Genomic DNA, 16,642 nt, shown 5'->3' with positions numbered 1-16,642 from the left:
CCAGTCACAGAAAGAAGACGATGAAGATCCTTGCCAACAAGCGCCTGCTCGCGCCCCTGTTCGCCGCCCTGCTGCTGGCCGGCTGCGTGAGCGCCCCCGCCATCGACCCCGCCGCGCTGCCGGCCGCGCCTGCGGCCTTCAAGGAAGGCGACGGTCGCTGGACCCAGGCCGCGCCCGCCGAGCCGCAGGCCCGCGGCACCTGGTGGAAGGCCTTCGACGACGCCACGCTCGACGGCCTGGTCGAACGCGCCGCCACCGCCAACCACAGCGTGCAGATCGCCGCGGCGCGGCTGGCGCAGGCGCGCGCCTTCCTGCGCGCGGCGGACGCCGACCGCCTGCCGCAGATCGGCGTGGGCGCCGGCGCCTCGCGCGGCACCGACGCGGCCAACGGCAACCGTCCGGCCACCGTCGTCAGCGCCGGCGCGTCGCTGGCCTACGAGGTCGACCTGTTCGGCCGCCTGCAGGCCGCCAGCCGCGCTGCCGCGCTGGACGCCCGCTCGCGCGAGGCGCTGCTGCAGAGCACGCGCCTGCTGGTGCAGGCCGACGTGGCGCAGACCTACCTGGCGCTGCGCGCCGTCGACGAAGAGCGCCGCCTGGTGCGCGACACCGTCACCGCCTACCGCGACACGCTCAACCTCATCGAGCGCCGCTACAGCGCCGGCGACGTGGCCGAGCTCGACGTCGCGCGCGTGCGCACCCAGGTCGCCGCGACCGAGTCGGAAGCGCTGGCCCTCGACCGCCGCCGCGCCGAGCTGGAGCACGCGCTCGCGGTGCTGGTCGGCGCCGCCGCGTCGGACTTCCGCGTCGATGCGGCCGACTGGCGCAGCGCGCTGCCCGTCATTCCGGCCGGTGTGCCGAGTGCGGTGCTGACGCGCCGGCCCGACGTGTCGGCTGCGCAGCACGCCATGCTGGCGGCGCAGCAGCGTGTGGGCGTGGCGCAGGCCGCCTGGTTCCCCAACCTGTCGCTCACCGCGAACGGCGGCTACGCCTCGCCCGAACTGGGCGATCTGTTCAAGTGGTCGGCGCGGTCCTGGGGCGTGGGCGCGCTGCTGTCGCTGCCGCTCTTCGACGGCGGGCGCCGCGAGGCCGGCGTGCAGAACGCCAGCGCCGAGCTCGACGCCGCGCTGGCCGGCTATCGCGAGCAGGTGCTCGTCGCCTTCCGCGACGTCGAGGACCAGCTGTCCGCGCTGCGCCTGCTGGCCGAGCAGGCCGACGCGCAGTCGCGCGCAGTCGCCGCGGCCAGCCGCGCGACGGTGCTGTCCAGCTCGCGCTACCGCAACGGCCTGGTCAGCCAGATCGACCTGCTGGACGCGCAGCGCAGCGAACTCGCCAACCGCCGCCAGGCGCTGCAGGTCAAGGCCGCGCAGTACCAGGCGACCGTGGGGCTGGTGCGGGCGCTGGGCGGGGGCTGGGAGGCGGCGATCTGACGGCAGCGAACCGCCGCGCACGACGACCGGTGTGGGTCACCTCAGGTGATTCACCTTCGGCAACCCGTACACCGGCGTCGGGATGCCGGCGGCGCGGGCCTTCAGCTGCAGCGACAGGAACTGCGAGTAGTGCCGCGACTGGTGCAGGTTGCCGCCGTGGAACCACAGGTTCTGCTGCTGCGTCGGCTTCCACATGTTGCGCAACTCGCCTTCCCAGGGCCCCGGGTCCTTGGTGGTGCCTGAGCCCAGGCCCCAGCACTTGCCGACCTTGTCGGCGACTTCCTTGCTGATCAGCATCTCGGCCCAGCCGTTCATCGACGTGTAGCCGGTGGCGTAGACGATCAGGTCGGCCGGCAGTTCGCTGCCGTCGGAGAAGCTCACGGACCTGGCGTTGATCTTCTCGACGCCCACGCCGCTCTTGAGCTTGATCTTGCCGTCGGCCACCAGCTCGGACGCGCCCACGTCGATGTAGTAGCCCGAGCCGCGGCGCAGGTACTTCATGAACAGGCCCGAGCCGTCGTCGCCGAAGTCCAGCATGAAGCCGCGTTTGGCGAGCCGGTCGTAGAGGTCGGCGTCGCGCTTCTTTGCTTCCTCGTACACGGGGATGTGGAAGCCGTGCATGATCTGGTACGGCACGCTGGCGAAGATCAGGTCGGCCTTGTGGTGGTCGATGCCGGCGGCCACCGCCTGCTCGGAGTACAGGCCGCCCAGCGCCAGTTCCATCAGCGTGTCGCTCTTGATGATGTGCGTGGAGGTCCGCTGGATCATCGTGACGTCCACGCCCTTCTCCCACAGCGCCGCGCAGATGTCGTGCGCCGAGTTGTTGGAGCCGATCACCACCGCCTTCTTGCCCACGTAGCGGTCCGGCCCCGGGTGCTGGCTGGAGTGATGCTGCTCGCCCGCAAAGCCGTCGGCGCCCGGGTACCTGGGCACGTTGGCCACGGCCGACATGCCGGTGGCGATGACCAGCTGCTTCGGCTTCAGCGTGACCGCCTTGCCTTCACGTTCGACCTCGACGGTCCACTCGCCCCTGGCCTCGTCGAAGCTCGCCTTCTTGCAGGTGGTGGAGTTCCAGTAGTTCAGCTCCATCACCCGCGTGTACATCTCGAGCCAGTCGCCGATCTTGTCCTTGGGCGCGAAGACCGGCCAGTGGTCGGGGAAGGGCAGGTAGGGCAGGTGGTCGTACCACACCGGGTCGTGCAGGCACAGGCTCTTGTAGCGCTTGCGCCAGCTGTCGCCGGGCTTGTCGTTCTTCTCGATGATCAGCGTGGGCACGCCCAGGCGCCGCAGCCGCGCGCCGAGCGCGATGCCGCCCTGACCGCCGCCGATGATCACGACCTCGGGCTGGGTCTTGTAGCCCAGCTCGGCGGCCTCTTGCGCGCGCTTCTCGGACCAGGTCTGGCGGTCGGCCTGCGCGCCGTGCGCGACGCCCTTGGGCCGCGTCGCGCCCTTGGCCTCTTCGTGACCCTTCAGCTCGACCATCGTGGTCAGCAGCGTCCAGCACTTGTCGCCTTTCAGGCGCACCAGACCCTTGCCGCGCGCGACCGCGGTCTCGAAGGTGAACCAGGCCTGGGTGAAGCCGCCGCCGTCCTCGCCCTCGCCGGCGATCTGCCAGTTGGATGGCTTGGTGTTCGCCAGCGTGGCCTTCAGCATCGCCTCGATCGCGGGCTTGCCCTCGGCGGTGTGCAGGTTCCAGGTGAAGCTGACCAGATCGCGCCAGTAGCAGTCGTCGTCGAACAGCGCCAGCGCGCCGGCGATGTCGCCCTTTTCCAGCGCCGCGCCCAGGCTGGCGAGCCAGCTCTGGGCGGACTGGGTGTGGGGGTTGGCAAGCTCGGTCATGAGAGGGTCTCCGTGGATTCTTGGGGCATGACAGTCGCGGGCCCGACGGGGCCGGCGGCAGCGCATGCGCAAGCCGCGTGCCGCAGGTGGCGCAGGCGACGGCAAGCCACGGCGTCACTGGGGCGAAGTCGGCTGGGGCGGTGCGCCGGTGGCCCGGCGCCGGTCTGTACCGCTGTCACAGCGAGACAGGTGTCGCTGTGACGCTGTGACAGCCCGAACAGGCTCTAGCATCGTCGCTCCCGACCCGCCCATCACGGAGACCTGCATGCCCACCTACACCGTCCACGCCCCCGCCGGCCGCCTCGACGCCGGCCAGCGCGCCCGCATCGCCGCCGAGATCACGCGCGTGCACAAGGAAGTCACCGGCGCCCAGACCTTCTTCGCGCAGGTGCTGTTCGTGGACGTGCCGGCCGGCCACTGGTTCGTCGGCGGCAAGCCGATGGCGCACCAGCATGTGTTCGTCTACGGACAGATCCGCGCCGGCCGTTCGAGCGAGCTGAAGACCACCTTGCTGGTGCAGCTGATGGCCGCGGTGCGCGCGGCGGCCGGGCTGGAGCCGGCGCAGGCCTGGGGCTACATCGTCGATGTGGAGGCGAGCCACATGGTCGAGTACGGCCATGTGCTGCCACAGCCGGGCAGCGAGCTGCAGTGGCTGGCCGCGCTGCCGGCGGCCGACCGGGCCCTGATGGAGTCGGTCGGGTCCTGAGGTCCTGAGGCGGGCCGCGCCTTCAGTCGGCCGGCGGGTCGCCGCCGCGCGGTGGGGCGGCCAGACCGGCCTGCCTGAGGCGGCGGTACAGCGTCATGCGCGAGATGCCGAGCCGTCGCGCCGCGGCGCTGACGTTGCCGCCGCTGGCCTGCAGCGCCTCGCGCAGGCGGGCCACGGGGTCGGCGCCCGCCGCGGGATCGACGGGCGCGGTCGCTGCCCGCGCCACCGCGGGCTCCGTCGCCGCCATGCCATCGGGCAGGTCGCCGAGCGCGATGCTGTCCTCGCCGCAGACCGCGCAGGCGAAGTCGATCACGTTGCGCAACTCGCGCAGGTTGCCGGGCCAGGCGTGGGCGTGCAGCCGCTCGCTGGCCTCGCTGGACAGGCGCGGCGCCTCGCTCCGCCCCGCCGCCTTCGCGCACTCGCCCAGCATCCGCTGGATCAGCCACGCCAGGTCGCGGCGCTCGCGCAGCGGCGGCAGCACGATGTGGGCGCCGTTGAGGCGGTAGTAGAGGTCGTCGCGGAAGCGCCGCTCGCGCACCAGCGCCTCCAGGTCGCAGTGGGTCGCGGCGATGACGCGGATGTTGACCGGCGTGGGCCGGGTCGCGCCGATCGGCAGCACCTCGCGTTCGGCCAGTACGCGCAGCAGGCGCGCCTGCAGATCGCGCGGCATGTCGCCGATCTCGTCGAGGAAGAGGGTGCCGCCGTCGGCCTCCTGGATCAGGCCCTTCTTGGCCTTGGGGCCGGCGCCGGAGAAGCTGCCGGGCAGGTGGCCGAACAGCTCGCTCTCGATCAGCGTCTCGGGGATCGCAGCACAGTTGACGGCCACGAAGGGCCGGCCGCGGCGCTCGCTGGCCTGGTGCAGGGCCTTGGCGAAGTACTCCTTGCCGGAGCCGGTTTCGCCGGTCAGCAGCACGCTGACGGGCGAGTTGACCAGCTTGGCCGCGCGCTCGATCTGCCGGTCCAGCGCCGGGTCGCCGCCCGAGAGGGCTGCCAGCGGCTTGGGGATCCTGCGTTCGCTGCCGGCTTGCGGTTGCGGCGCCGCGGCGCTCAGTCCGTGCTCGCGCCGGGGCGGCGGGCTGGCCAGCATGAACAGCACGCGGCCGCTGCCGGAGAGCGTGATGGCGCGCTGGTCGTTGGCGCGCGGTAGCGTGTAGCGGCCCAGCTCGGCCAGCGTGGCGTTGAACAGGCGCTCGAAGGGCAGGCCGATGACGGAGCCCACACCGGCCTGCTTCCACTGCGCCTCCAGCAGCAGCTGGGCGCGGCGGTTGTGGCCGATCACACGGCCGGCGTCGTCCAGCGCCAGCAGGTAGTCGGGGTTCACGTCGAGGAAGGCGGGCGCGGCGCTCAGGCGCAGGATCCAGGCGTGGCGGTGGCTGTGCAGGAAGCTCGCGTCCTCGATGTGCTGGGCATAGGTACGCACCAGTTGCAGCGCGAGGTGCTGGCTGGCCTTGGGCTGGGCGCTGCTGAGCTGGCTGATGTCGAGCACGGCGTTCAACTTGCCTTGCGCGTCGTAGACCGGCGCGGTGGTGCAGGTCAGCGGGATGTGGGTGGCGTCGAAGTGGTCGTCCAGGTGCACGGTGAGCGACTCGCCGGTGCTGATGCAGGTGCCCACGCCGCAGGTGCCGGCATGCTGCTCGCTCCAGTCGGCGCCCAGGTAGAGGCCGGCCTTGCGCAGGCTGGCGTCGAGCTGCAGGTCACCGATGAAGTCCACCGTGACGCCGCGCGCGTCGGTCAGCAGCACGCAGTAGCCCAGGCCGGCGACCTGCTGGTACAGCGTCTCCAGGCCGTGGCGAGCGATGTGCAGGAAGTCCTCGATGCGGTCCTGGTGCTCGCGCAGCTGGTGGCTGGGCAGGATCACCGCCTCCTGCATGCGCGTGGGGTCGAGCCGGTGCTCGTGCACGCAGCGCGACCAGGAGGCGCGGATGATCTGGTCGTGCTTGCGTGCCGCATCCGCGGCGAGGCCGGCCTCGGCCACCTGCATCACGGTGGCGATGTGCTCGCGCTGGTCCTGGCGGTGCTGCCGCAGCGGCATCTGCATGGCTTGTCTCCTGCCCATGGCGGGAGGCTGCTCGTGCGGCAGCTGGGCCTGGGTCGGGCCACTCTAGCAGGGTGGCTTCGACAGGCTCAGCCCGAGCGGAACCGGTCACTTGGCGAGGCGAAAGTCCACTTCGGTGAGGCCGTCTTCGGACCGCGCGAGCGCGCTGCCGCCGTGCATGGTGGCGACGGCGCGCACGATGGCCAGGCCCAGGCCGTGGCTTTCGCTGCGGCCGCGCGACGGCTCGGCGCGGTAGAAGCGGTCGAAGATGCGCGGCAGCGTGTCGGGCGGGATGGTCGGGCCGCGGTTGCTGACGGTCAGCGAGGCATTGCCCTCGCCGTCGGCGATGCGGATGCGGACGGCGCGGGCCGCGTCGGCCGAGTACTTGATCGCGTTGGACAGCAGGTTGGACACCGCGCGCCGCACCAGGCCGGGGTTGCAGCGCACGCGCGCGTCGCCCTCCAGCAGCACCTGCACGCCGGCCTGCTGGATCAGGCCGTCGTAGAACTCCAGCACCTTGCCGGCTTCGTCGGCCAGCGACACCTCCTGGCGGTCGGCGGCCTGCTCGCCGTTGTCGGCGCGGGCCAGGAAGAGCATGTCGTTGACGATGCTGCGCATGCGTTCCAGCACCTCCAGGTTGGACAGGTGCAGTTGCTCCAGCTCGTCGCGCCCGCGCGGCTGCGCCAGCGTGACCTCGATGCCGCTGATCAGCGTGGCCAGCGGCGTGCGCAGCTCGTGGGCCACGTCGGCGTTGAAGCCCTCCAGCCGCGAATAGGCCTGCTGCAGCCGGTCGAGCGCCTGGTTGAAGGACCCGGCCAGGGCCTGCAGCTCCTGGTCTTCGCCGGCCTCGGGCAGGCGCAGCGACAGCGACTCGGGCGTGATGCGCGCGGCCTGCTCGGCCAGCTTGCGCACCGGCCGGAAACCGCGTCGCGTGGCCCAGGCGGCCAGCAGCAGCGTGGCCGCGAAGCCCGCCACGCAGATCCACACGACCGTGCCGCGGTACATGCGCAGCACGCCGCCGCGCATGCTGTGGGCCAGCGCCACCGTGACCTGCGCACCCTGCACCGGGCCGGGCTCGCGGATCTCGACCTTGCAGCCGGCCGTGGCGCTGCCGTTCTGCAGGGTGAACATCGACGGCGTGGCGGCGTTGACGGCCCGCAGCGGGTCGTCGGAGTTGCTGAACAGCAGCTCGCCCTGGCGCGAGCGGATCGCGACCAGCAGGTTGCCGTGGCCGGCCAGCACGCCGTCGAGGCGGGTGCGGAAGGCGTCGTCGATGCCGCTGGGGCTGTCGGCCAGCATCTGCTGCACCTGTTCGATCTTGCCCTGCACCTCGTCGAACTCGACGCGCATCAGCTCGCGCTCGAGCGTCCAGTACAGCGCGCTGCCGGCGGCGCCGAACACCAGCACCGCGATGGCCGCCAGCGCCAGCGTCAGGCGGACGACGATGGACCGGCGCGGGCCGGGCAGGCTCACGCGCGCTGCTCCAGCACGTAGCCCATGCCGCGCACGGTGTGCAGCAGCTTGGTGGCGTAGGGGTCGTCGAGCTTGCTGCGCAGGCGGCGCACGGCGACCTCGACGACGTTGGTGTCGCTGTCGAAGTTCATGTCCCACACCTGCTCGGCCAGCACGGTGCGCGACAGCACCTGGCCCTGGCGCTGCAGCAGCAGGCTCAGCAGCGCGAACTCCTTGGCCGTGAGGTCCAGGCGCTGCGAGGCGCGGCTGGCCTTGCGCTTGAGGAGATCGAGCTCCAGCTCGCCGAGCTGCAGCGTGCTGCTCTCCTGCGGCGCGCGGCCGCGGCGCAGCAGCGCCTGCACGCGCGCCAGCAGCTCCGAGAAGGAGAAGGGCTTGATGAGGTAGTCGTCGGCGCCGCCCTGCAGGCCGCGCACGCGGTCTTCGATCTTGTCGCGGGCGGTGAGCATCAGGACCGGCGTGTCGCGTACCTTGCGCACGGCATCCAGCACGCCGAAGCCGTCGACGCCGGGCAGCATGACGTCGAGCACCAGCAGGTCGTACTGGCCTTCGGTGGCCAGGTGGCGGCCGTCGATGCCGTCGTGCGCCACGTCGACCACATAGCCGTTCTCGCCCAGGCCCTTGCGCAGGTACTCGGCCAGCTTGGGCTCGTCTTCCACCACCAGCAGTCGCATCGCAGTTCCCCGATTCGTGTCGCGTGAACTGCAGTCGGCCGCGGGCGACTTTCCTTGCACAAAGGTAATCGAGCGGTGCGCTTCGCGTCGGGGGTCGATTTCTAAAGTTCCCTCCACGCTGAAACGAATCAGCGCTGCAACCGACCCTCAACATCCCACAAGGAGTTCATCATGTCCTTCCGCCTCAACACCCTGATCCTGGCTGCCGTGGCCACCCTCTCGCCGCTGGCCGTGTCGGCCCAGGGCATCCCGTCGCACGACGGCTTCCAGCTGATCGGCGACACGCTGGTGCGCGTCGAGCAGCCCGGCGCCAGCGGCAAGACCCGCGCCGACGTGCTGGCCGAACTGGCCGCATGGCGCAAGAACCCGGTCCATGCCGACGGCTGGGCCGAAGTCAACGGCGGCGACAGCCTGCGCTTCGTGGGCCACGCCGGCCCGGGCCGCAGCCGCGCCGAAGTGCTCGCCGAGCTCGAGGCGTGGAAGAAGAACCCGGTGTACTCGGATGGCTGGGCCGAGGTCGGCGGCGGCAACAGCCTGCGCTACGTGGGCGTGTTCAAGCCGGCCGCCGCGTCGACCGCCGCGTCGGGCGACCTGCGCGTGGCCGCCGGCGAGGGCTTCTCGATGGGCATGAAGACCGAGAAGGCCGCGACGGCCGACACGGCGATGCAGGCCGAGCCCAAGGTCAATCTCAACGACCTGCCGGTGCACCTGCGCTTTGGCCGGCATTGAGCCGGCGACGGCCAGCGCCGCGGGTCAGACGACCCAGCGCTGCGCGGCCGCCTCGACCACCGCCGACAAGGGCAGCGACGACGCGCGCTGGCTGCGAAGCCAGCGCGCGTCGTTGCCTTCGAAGAGCGAATCGCGCAGCAGCTGCGTGGCGTCCAGCGCCTCGAGGTCCAGCGCGTGCTCGTCGAGCCGCGTGAGGGTGCGCAGGATGTCGTCGCGCAGCCGCGAGCGCTGCTTGGTCTTGGGGTCGACGATCTCGCCGTCGAGACCGAAGCGGCAGGCCTGGAAGCGGTTGAAGGTGTAGACGAGGTAGTCGTCCTCGCTGGGCTCGAAGGGCTTTTCCTCGCGCAGCTGGCGGCAGATGCACTGCAGGTAGCAGGCCAGCGCCGCGGCCTTGTCGACCATGAGCGGCGTGTCGCAGACGCGCAGCTCGATGGTGCCGAACTCGGGCTTGGGCCGGATGTCCCAGTAGAAGTCCTTCATCGACTGGACCACGCCGGTGGCGGTCATCTTGTCGAAGTAGCCGCCGAACTCGTCCCAGCTGCGCACGAAGGGTGCGCGGCCCGACAGCGGGAAGGCGAACACCGAGTTGAGCCGCGCCGAGTCGAAACCGGTGTCCTGGCCCTGCACGTAGGGCGAGGACGCGGACAGCGCGATGAAGTGCGGCACGTAGCGGCTCAGCGCGTGCAGCAGCCACAGCGCCTGGTCGCCGTCGGGACAGCCGACGTGCACGTGCTGGCCGAAGACGGTGAACTGCTTGGCGAGGTAGCCGTAGAGCTCGCTGATGTAGTGGAAGCGCTCGCCGGGGAAGATCTGCTGTTCGCTCCAGTGCTGGTAGGCGTGCGTGCCGCCGCCGGCGATCGAGATGTTGAGCTTGCGGGCGGCGCGCGCGAGCTGGTTGCGCATGTCGCGCAGCTCGTCGCGCAGCGGGCCGTGGCGGCGCTGGATGGACGTGCCGATCTCGATCATGCTGCGCGTGATCTCGGGCTTGATGTCCCAGGCGCCGGAATGCCTGGCGGTCTCGCGCAGCAGGTCCTCGGCCTGCGGGGCGAGGTCGAAGTCGTGGGTGCTGAGGAGCTGGAGCTCGAGCTCGACGCCCAGGGTCAGCGCCTCGGAAGGGGTGAAGTCCTGCAGGGGCATGGCTCAGCTCCGTTGCGGCACTTCGCCGGCGATCTGGCGCAGTGCGATTTGGGCCCAGATCGGTCCGCTGAGCTGCATCAGCGTCACCGCGATCAGCAGGGCCTGCAGCAGGCCGGCCTCGACCAGGGGTGCGTCGCCTGGCCAGCCGTAGGTGCTGGCGCCCAGCAGCAGCGCGGACTGCGCCATGGGCTGCAGCGCCAGCGTCAGGGCCAGCGCCTGCTTGAGGCTGAGGCCGCTGTGGCGCGACATCGCGACGATGGCCAGGCCCTTGCCGAGCGCGCGCGCGACGATGATCGCCAGCACCCAGGGCCACAGGCTGAGGATGTTCTCGACGGTGCTGACGAGGCCGAGGCTCACGAACAGCAGCACCGTCAGTGCCGTGCCCGCGGTGCCGAGCTGCGGCTCGACGGTGAGGCCGTGGCCCATGCGCTCGCGCGCGACGATGCCGGCGATCAGCAGGGCGAGCAGCGGCGACAGCGTCCACTGCGTGGCCAGCAGCGCGCCCAGCACCAGCAGGCCGATCTGCAGCACCGCACTGGCGGTGGTGCGGCGCATCGGCTTGGACAGCCAGGTCAGCAGCAGGCCCAGCAGCGCGCCGAGCAGGAAGGACCCGCACAGCACGTAGATCGCATTGGCCAGCGCGGGCAGCCACTCGGCGCGCAGCGGGCCGTCGGCGGTGGCGACGACGCGCCAGCCCTTGAGGGCCAGCACCGCCAGCACGCTGTTGAGCGCGGTCATCATCAGCAGGCGTTCGGTGACCTGGCCGCGCGGTTGCCACTCGTACACCGCCGACATCGTGATGACCGGCGAGGTGGCCATCGCGACCGCGCCGGCCAGCGCCGCGGAGATCGGGGCGACGCCCAGCAGCACGAGCGCGCCGGTCACCGCGGCGCCGGCGAGCAGCGCCTCGGCCACGCCCTGCAGCGCGAGCGCGGGGTTGTGGATGAGCCAGCGCGGGCGGATGCGCGTGCCGAGTTCGAAGACCAGCACGCCGACGGCCAGGTCGAGCAGCGGCTTCCAGGGGTCGAGGTCGGTGCGCTCCAGCAGGCGCAGCGCCAGCGGGCTGGCGATGACGCCGACCAGCATGTGGCCGCAGGCGCGCGGCAGGCGGGTCCAGCGGCGCACGGCCTCGCCGGCCACGACCGCGACGATGATGAGCAGCGCGATGCCCAGCACCGGGTCGGCGCTGCGCAGGCCCTCGAGCGTCCACAGCGGGGCGCGCAGCACGTCGGCGTTGGCGAGCGGGTTGTCGTTCATCTTGTTCTGGTCTCCTCTGGGCCCGACCGTGGGAGCGCGGGGATGGGGCATGAGTTCCGGTCACGGGACGCGGGCGATGCCGGGCTTGAAAGCCGCGCGAGCGGCCCCACAATCCACGCCGCGCGCGATCGAGGCATCGCGGTAGCGACCATCCCAACGAATCTTCAGTCCGCCATGAACAAGCAGACCCTGTCTTTTCAAGCCGAGGTGCAACAGTTGCTGCACCTGGTGACGCATTCGCTCTACTCTAACAAGGAGATCTTTCTGCGCGAGCTGATCTCCAACGCGTCGGATGCCTGCGACAAGCTGCGCTTCGAAGCGCTGAACGAGGCCGCTTTGTTCGAAGACGCACCGACGCTGGAGGTGCGGGTGAGCTATGACGCCGCCGCGCGCACGGTCACCATCAGCGACAACGGCATCGGCATGAACGAGGCCGAGGCGATCGCGAACCTGGGCACGATCGCCAAGAGCGGCACGCGCGAGTTCGTGGGCAAGCTCTCGGGCGAGCAGGCGCGCGACACGCAGCTGATCGGCCAGTTCGGCGTGGGCTTCTACAGCGGCTACATCGTGGCCGACCGCATCACGGTGGAGACGCGCCGCGCCGGCCTGCCGGCCGACGAGGGCGTGCGCTGGAGCAGCGCCGGCACGGGCGAGTTCGAGGTCGAGCGCATCGCACGCGCACAGCGCGGCACCGACGTGATCCTGCACCTGCGCGAGGGCGAGGACGAGTGGCTGTCGCAGTGGAAGATCAAGTCGACGATCGCCAAGTACTCGGACCACATCTCGCTGCCGATCCTGATGCGCAGGCAGGAGTGGAGCGCCGAGAAGAGCGAGTACGTCACGCTGGACGAGTGGGAGACCGTCAACAAGGCGGCGGCGCTGTGGGCGCGTGCCAAGAGCGAGATCACCGACGCCGAGTACAAGAGCTTCTACGAGCAGATCGCCTTCGACAGCGCGCCGCCGCTGGCCTACACGCACAACCGCGTCGAAGGCCGCAGCGAGTACATCCAGCTGCTCTACCTGCCGGCCAAGGCGCCGCAGGATCTGTGGAACCGCGACCGCAAGAGCGGCGTGAAGCTCTACGTGAAGCGCGTCTTCATCATGGACGACGCGCAGGCGCTGATGCCGAGCTACCTGCGCTTCGTCAAGGGCGTGATCGACTCCAGCGACCTGCCGCTCAACGTGAGCCGCGAGCTGCTGCAGGAGAGCCGCGACGTGAAGGCGATCCGCGAGGGCAGCACGAAGCGCGTGCTGGGCATGCTGGAGGACCTGGCCGCGAACGATGCCGACAAGTACGCGAGCTTCTGGGCGGAGTTCGGCGCGGTGCTGAAGGAGGGCGTCGGCGAGGACCACGCCAACCAGGAGCGCCTGGCGAAGCTGCTGCGCTTCGCGTCGACGCAGGCCGAGGCCGGCGTGAGCCTGGCCGACTACGCCGGGCGCATGAAGGACGGCCAGGAAGCCATCTACTACATCACCGCCGACACGCTGGCGGCGGCGAAGAGCAGCCCGCAACTGGAGCTCTTCCGCAAGAAGGGCATCGAGGTGCTGCTGCTGGCCGACCGTGTGGACGAGTGGATGCTGGCGCACCTGTTCGAGTTCGAGGGCAAGCCGCTGCAGAGCGTGGCCAAGGGCGCGGTCGACCTGGGCACGCTGCAGGACGAGGCCGAGAAGCAGCAGCTCGAAGCTGCGGCCGCAGCCTTCAAGCCGGTGCTCGACCGGCTGAAGGACGCGCTGAAGGACCGCGCGAAGGACGTGCGCGTGACGACGCGCCTGGTCGATTCGCCGGCCTGTCTGGTGGTGGAAGAAGGGGACATGAGCGGCCACCTCGCGCGGCTGCTGAAGCAGGCCGGGCAGGCCGCACCGGCCGGCCAGCCGATCCTGGAAGTGAACGCGGAGCACGCCCTGGTGAAGCGCCTGGACGGCAGCGAGCGCTTCGACGACCTGGCCCATGTGCTGTTCGACCAGGCGGTGCTGGCCGAGGGCGGGCAGCTGGAAGATCCGGCGGCCTACGTGCAGCGGGTGAACCGCTTGCTGACCTGAGCGAATCTCAGTCCTGGCTCATGGCCTCGATCTGCTGGCGCAGGTCGGCGGTCTGCTGCGACCAGTAGCTCGGGCCGCCGAACCACGGGAAGGCGGCCGGGAAGGCCGGGTCGGCCCAGCGCTGCGCGATCCAGAAGCTGTGGTGGATCATGCGCAGCGTGCGCAGCGCCTCGACGAGCGCGAGCTCGCGGCGGTCGAAGTCGCAGAAGCTCTCGTAGCCTTCGAGCAGGCAGGCGAGCTGCCGGCGCGCCTCGGCCGGGTCGCCCGATAGCAGCATCCACAGGTCCTGCACGGCCGGGCCGGTCATTGCGTCGTCGAGGTCGACGAAGTGCGGGCCCTCGGGGGTCCACAGCAGGTTGCCGGGATGGCAGTCGCCGTGCAGGCGCAGGCGACGCGGGGCGACGGCGGCGAAGCGCTGCTCGGCCAGCGCCAGGGCCTGGTCGGCGACCTCGGCCCAGCGTGCGGATTCGGCGGGCGCCAGCACCTCGTGCCGGAGCAGCCAGGCGCGCGGCTGGCGGCCGAGCGTGTCGACGTCGAGCGTGCGGCGGTGGGTGAAGGGCTGCTTGCGGCCGACCATGTGCAGGCGGCCGATGAAGCGGCCGATCCACTCCAGCACTTCGGGGTCGTCGAGCTCGGGCGCGCGGCCGGCGCGACGCGGGGCGACCGCGAATCGCATGTCGCCGCGGCAGGCCAGCGTGGGCGGGGTGCCGAGCAGGGTGGTGCCGGCCACGATGCGGCCGGCATCGAGCGGGAGCGGCGCGACCGCAGGCACCTCGGCGGCGGCCAGTTCCAGGGCGAAGGCGTGCTCCTCGAGGATCTGCGCGTCGCTCCATCGGCCCGGCCGGTAGAACTTGGCGACGACGAAGCCGCCGTCTTCCAGCGCGACCTGGAACACGCGGTTCTCGTAGGAGTTGAGCTGCAGCAGCCGGCCGTCACCGTAGAGGCCGGCATCGGCGAGCGCGTCCAGCACCGCGTGCGGTGTCAGGTCGGCAAAGGGTTGCGGGGCGCTCGCGGCATCTTCCATGCCGCGATGGTCTCACGCAGGCTTCAGCGCAGGTCCTCGCGCGCCATGCTGAGCGGCGAGAACTCGCTGTTCGGGCTGCCGTCGTGGCGGCTGTCCGGTGCGAAGAAGGAATCCTGCGGGAAGTTGGAGTCGGCCCAGCGCGCGGATCGTTCGGCGCGCTTGGTGCGCACGGTGTCCGACAGCGTGCTGCGCGCCGCGACGAAGGTGGGCGTGGGGGCCAGCGGCACCGGGCTGCTGACCACGCCCTGGGGGCGCAGCAGCAGCTGCAGTTCGCCGGCCGGCGGCAGGTTGTCGGCGCGGCAGGCCAGGTAGCGGATGCGGCAGGCGTCGAGGACCGATTGCTTGATCTTTGCCGCGCGGCGCGAGAAGCCGCGCTCGGGTTCGAGGTCGATGACGGCCAGCACGCGGCCGTTGGGGCTGCAGACCGCGAAGCTCACGTGCAACGGGCCGAGCAGGTCGAACCAGTAGCGCACCTTCTGCGGGTCGCGCGGCTGGCACAGGCGCACCAGCGGCAGCTTGGCGAGCACGACGTACTGGGGCATCGCGTCGCGCAGCATGCGCATCGTGCGGCGCTCGTCGGCGTTGAGCACCGGCCGCGCCATCACCGCCCAGTCGCCGGGCAGCGGCGTCTGCGTGTTGCGCGCGTTCGACCTGCGGCCGAGCCAGAACGCGCCGATCACGGCAACGCCGGCAAGCAGCAGAAGCATCCAGGGGGACGAGGTCATCAGCGAGGCCGGCCGAGAGACTGTCTAGGCCGAGGCGGGGCGCAGTCGGACAGGGATGCTAGCCCGGGGCCGCAGTGCAGCGCCCCCCCACCTGGGGGCCGTCGCTGCCGGGCGACGCGTCACTCGCTCGCGGCGCCGGTGCTGCGAGCGATCTGCGCGCGCACCTCGCCCACGGCGTCGATCAGCTGCTCCAGGCGCATCGCGTGGCGCTTGAACTGGTAGTTGACCTCGGCGGCGTGGGTCTCGACCAGCTCCTCGACCTGGCTGGCCAGCGTGTCGGGCGGCAGCTTGAGCCAGGCGCTGGCCTCGCCACCGTCGCGCTCGACCACGGCGCCGGCGCGGTGGGCGATCTTGAGCATCGCCGTGTTCTCGCTGAGCGCGTGGATGAACAGCGTGTCGATGCCGCGGTTGCGCGCGTGCATCACCGCATGCTCGAACAGCCGCGCGCCGTAGCCGCGGCCGCGCGCCTGGGGCAGCACCGAGACGCCGAACTCGACCATCGGCGGGCGCGACTGCAGCTGCGCCGGCCGCTCGTAGGCCAGATGCGCCATCGCGATCAGCTCGAGGCGGCGGTTGAAGATGCCGAACACCTCGTCGCGCTCGAAGCCGATGGTGTCGACGTACGCGACGATCTGGGCATCGCTGGCCGAGTAGCCGAAGCGCAGGTAGCGGTCGTGGGCGGGCAGGGCCAGCAGGTGGGCGACGATGCGTTCGCGGTGGCGTTGTGCCAACGAGCGGATCGGCACCCAGCGAAAGGCGCCCGCGCCCGGGGGCGGCTCCGAGTCCGGACCGGCGTGCCGGTTGGCGGAAAGGGAGCTTCGATGGAGGATGTCGCCGGGGAAGCCCATGGAAGAAGACTAGGGTTTACCCTGAATTGTAGACGCCAAGACCTGTTGCCGCTGCCGATGGATGGCCGGGTGAAGGCCGGCCTCGAACGGCTCTCCAGCCGCCGGTCCCGGACGTTGCTCGGGCGCGACGATCGCGGATATACTCCGCGGCTTTCCCGCCGTCCGGCTCCGGGAAAAGTCAGCGGCAGCCATGCTGCCGATCATGCAGCCTAAGAGGCCTCGGGTCCGTCGCGAGACGGGCTTCACAAGAGGCACCGACCGCTGCAAAGAGCCGGGATTTACCGTCAGGACCCTCATGAAAACCTTCAGCGCCAAACCGGCCGAAGTGACGCACGAGTGGTTTGTGATCGACGCGACCGACAAGGTTCTCGGCAGGGTTGCCAGCGAAGTGGCCCTCCGTTTGCGCGGCAAGCACAAGCCCATCTACACGCCTCACGTCGATACCGGCGATTTCATCGTCATCGTCAACGCCGACAAGTTGCGCGTCACCGGCAACAAGGCCAACGACAAGATCTACTACCGCCACTCGGGCTTCCCGGGCGGGATCTACGCGACCAAGTTCAAGGACATGCAGGCCAAGCATCCCGGCCGCGCGCTGGAGAAGGCCGTCAAGGGCATGCTCCCGAAGGGCCCGCTGGGCTACGCGATGATCAAGAAGCTGAAGGTCTATGCCGGTGCCTCGCACCCGCACACCGCCCAGCAGCCCAAGCCGCTGGCGATCTGAGGGGAAG

14 protein-coding genes are annotated in these 16,642 nt (G+C 70.8%); 5 read left to right on the top strand and 9 right to left on the bottom strand.

All coding sequences use genetic code 11. The annotated features are described in order from the left end of the window. The first annotated feature begins 20 nt into the window (after positions 1–20). Entirely contained in the window at positions 21–1,427 is a 1,407-nt protein-coding gene (locus tag QZV97_RS03915) for an efflux transporter outer membrane subunit (protein ID WP_295638747.1), read from the top strand. Between the two features lie 36 nt (positions 1,428–1,463). Here the strand turns inward: QZV97_RS03915 and QZV97_RS03910 are convergent, their stop codons facing one another. Further along, complete coding sequence (locus tag QZV97_RS03910) at positions 1,464–3,266, bottom strand: NAD(P)/FAD-dependent oxidoreductase (protein ID WP_295638744.1); 1,803 nt, start codon at positions 3,264–3,266, stop codon at positions 1,464–1,466. Between the two features lie 265 nt (positions 3,267–3,531). Between QZV97_RS03910 and QZV97_RS03905 the strand changes: the two genes are divergently transcribed. Continuing rightward, positions 3,532–3,972, top strand: coding sequence for a 4-oxalocrotonate tautomerase family protein (locus tag QZV97_RS03905; protein ID WP_295638742.1), 441 nt, complete (start codon positions 3,532–3,534; stop codon positions 3,970–3,972). 22 nt (positions 3,973–3,994) lie between these two features. On the opposite strand, the gene QZV97_RS03900 is transcribed toward QZV97_RS03905, so the two are convergent. From QZV97_RS03900 to QZV97_RS03890, 3 genes are all read right to left on the bottom strand, one after another. Then, entirely contained in the window at positions 3,995–6,004 is a 2,010-nt protein-coding gene (locus QZV97_RS03900) for a sigma-54-dependent Fis family transcriptional regulator (RefSeq protein WP_295639044.1), read from the bottom strand. A gap of 111 nt (positions 6,005–6,115) precedes the next feature. Continuing rightward, positions 6,116–7,480 (bottom strand): heavy metal sensor histidine kinase, encoded by a 1,365-nt coding sequence (locus QZV97_RS03895; protein ID WP_295638739.1) that lies wholly within the window; start codon positions 7,478–7,480, stop codon positions 6,116–6,118. Further along, the gene (locus tag QZV97_RS03890) at positions 7,477–8,151 is read right to left on the bottom strand and encodes a heavy metal response regulator transcription factor (protein WP_295638736.1); all 675 of its coding nucleotides are present in this window, start codon (positions 8,149–8,151) and stop codon (positions 7,477–7,479) included. Before QZV97_RS03890 ends, QZV97_RS03895 begins: the two co-directional genes overlap by 4 nt. Before the next feature lie 171 nt (positions 8,152–8,322). On the opposite strand from QZV97_RS03890, the gene QZV97_RS03885 reads away from it, so the two are divergent. Further along, the gene (locus QZV97_RS03885) at positions 8,323–8,880 is read left to right on the top strand and encodes a DUF4148 domain-containing protein (protein WP_295638733.1); all 558 of its coding nucleotides are present in this window, start codon (positions 8,323–8,325) and stop codon (positions 8,878–8,880) included. Positions 8,881–8,904: 24 nt separating this feature from the next. On the opposite strand, the gene QZV97_RS03880 is transcribed toward QZV97_RS03885, so the two are convergent. After that, positions 8,905–10,017: a YbdK family carboxylate-amine ligase gene (locus tag QZV97_RS03880; RefSeq protein ID WP_295638730.1), complete on the bottom strand. Its 1,113-nt coding sequence runs from the start codon at positions 10,015–10,017 to the stop codon at positions 8,905–8,907. A 3-nt stretch (positions 10,018–10,020) separates the two neighbouring features. Next, positions 10,021–11,274 carry a cation:proton antiporter gene (locus tag QZV97_RS03875; protein WP_295638727.1) on the bottom strand — a complete coding sequence of 418 codons (1,254 nt, stop codon included), beginning with the start codon at positions 11,272–11,274 and terminating at the stop codon, positions 10,021–10,023. A 174-nt stretch (positions 11,275–11,448) separates the two neighbouring features. Between QZV97_RS03875 and htpG the strand changes: the two genes are divergently transcribed. Beyond that, positions 11,449–13,314, top strand: a complete 1,866-nt coding sequence (gene htpG, locus QZV97_RS03870) for a molecular chaperone HtpG (protein ID WP_295638722.1) — start codon at positions 11,449–11,451, stop codon at positions 13,312–13,314. A 7-nt stretch (positions 13,315–13,321) separates the two neighbouring features. On the opposite strand, the gene QZV97_RS03865 is transcribed toward htpG, so the two are convergent. From QZV97_RS03865 to QZV97_RS03855, 3 genes are all read right to left on the bottom strand, one after another. Next, positions 13,322–14,338, bottom strand: coding sequence for a serine/threonine protein kinase (locus tag QZV97_RS03865; RefSeq protein ID WP_295638719.1), 1,017 nt, complete (start codon positions 14,336–14,338; stop codon positions 13,322–13,324). Between the two features lie 23 nt (positions 14,339–14,361). Beyond that, complete coding sequence (locus tag QZV97_RS03860) at positions 14,362–15,063, bottom strand: hypothetical protein (protein WP_295638716.1); 702 nt, start codon at positions 15,061–15,063, stop codon at positions 14,362–14,364. A 119-nt stretch (positions 15,064–15,182) separates the two neighbouring features. Then, entirely contained in the window at positions 15,183–15,794 is a 612-nt protein-coding gene (locus tag QZV97_RS03855) for a GNAT family N-acetyltransferase (RefSeq protein WP_366558886.1), read from the bottom strand. A gap of 412 nt (positions 15,795–16,206) precedes the next feature. On the opposite strand from QZV97_RS03855, the gene rplM reads away from it, so the two are divergent. Beyond that, positions 16,207–16,635, top strand: a complete 429-nt coding sequence (gene rplM / locus QZV97_RS03850) for a 50S ribosomal protein L13 (protein WP_295638709.1) — start codon at positions 16,207–16,209, stop codon at positions 16,633–16,635. The last annotated feature ends 7 nt before the right edge of the window (positions 16,636–16,642 follow it).

Origin of the sequence: uncultured Methylibium sp. (assembly GCF_902826655.1) — a bacterium.
Taxonomy (GTDB): domain Bacteria; phylum Pseudomonadota; class Gammaproteobacteria; order Burkholderiales; family Burkholderiaceae_C; genus Methylibium.
The sequence above is the reverse complement of the archived record's forward strand: the minus strand, read 5'-3'. Positions and strand labels throughout refer to the sequence as shown.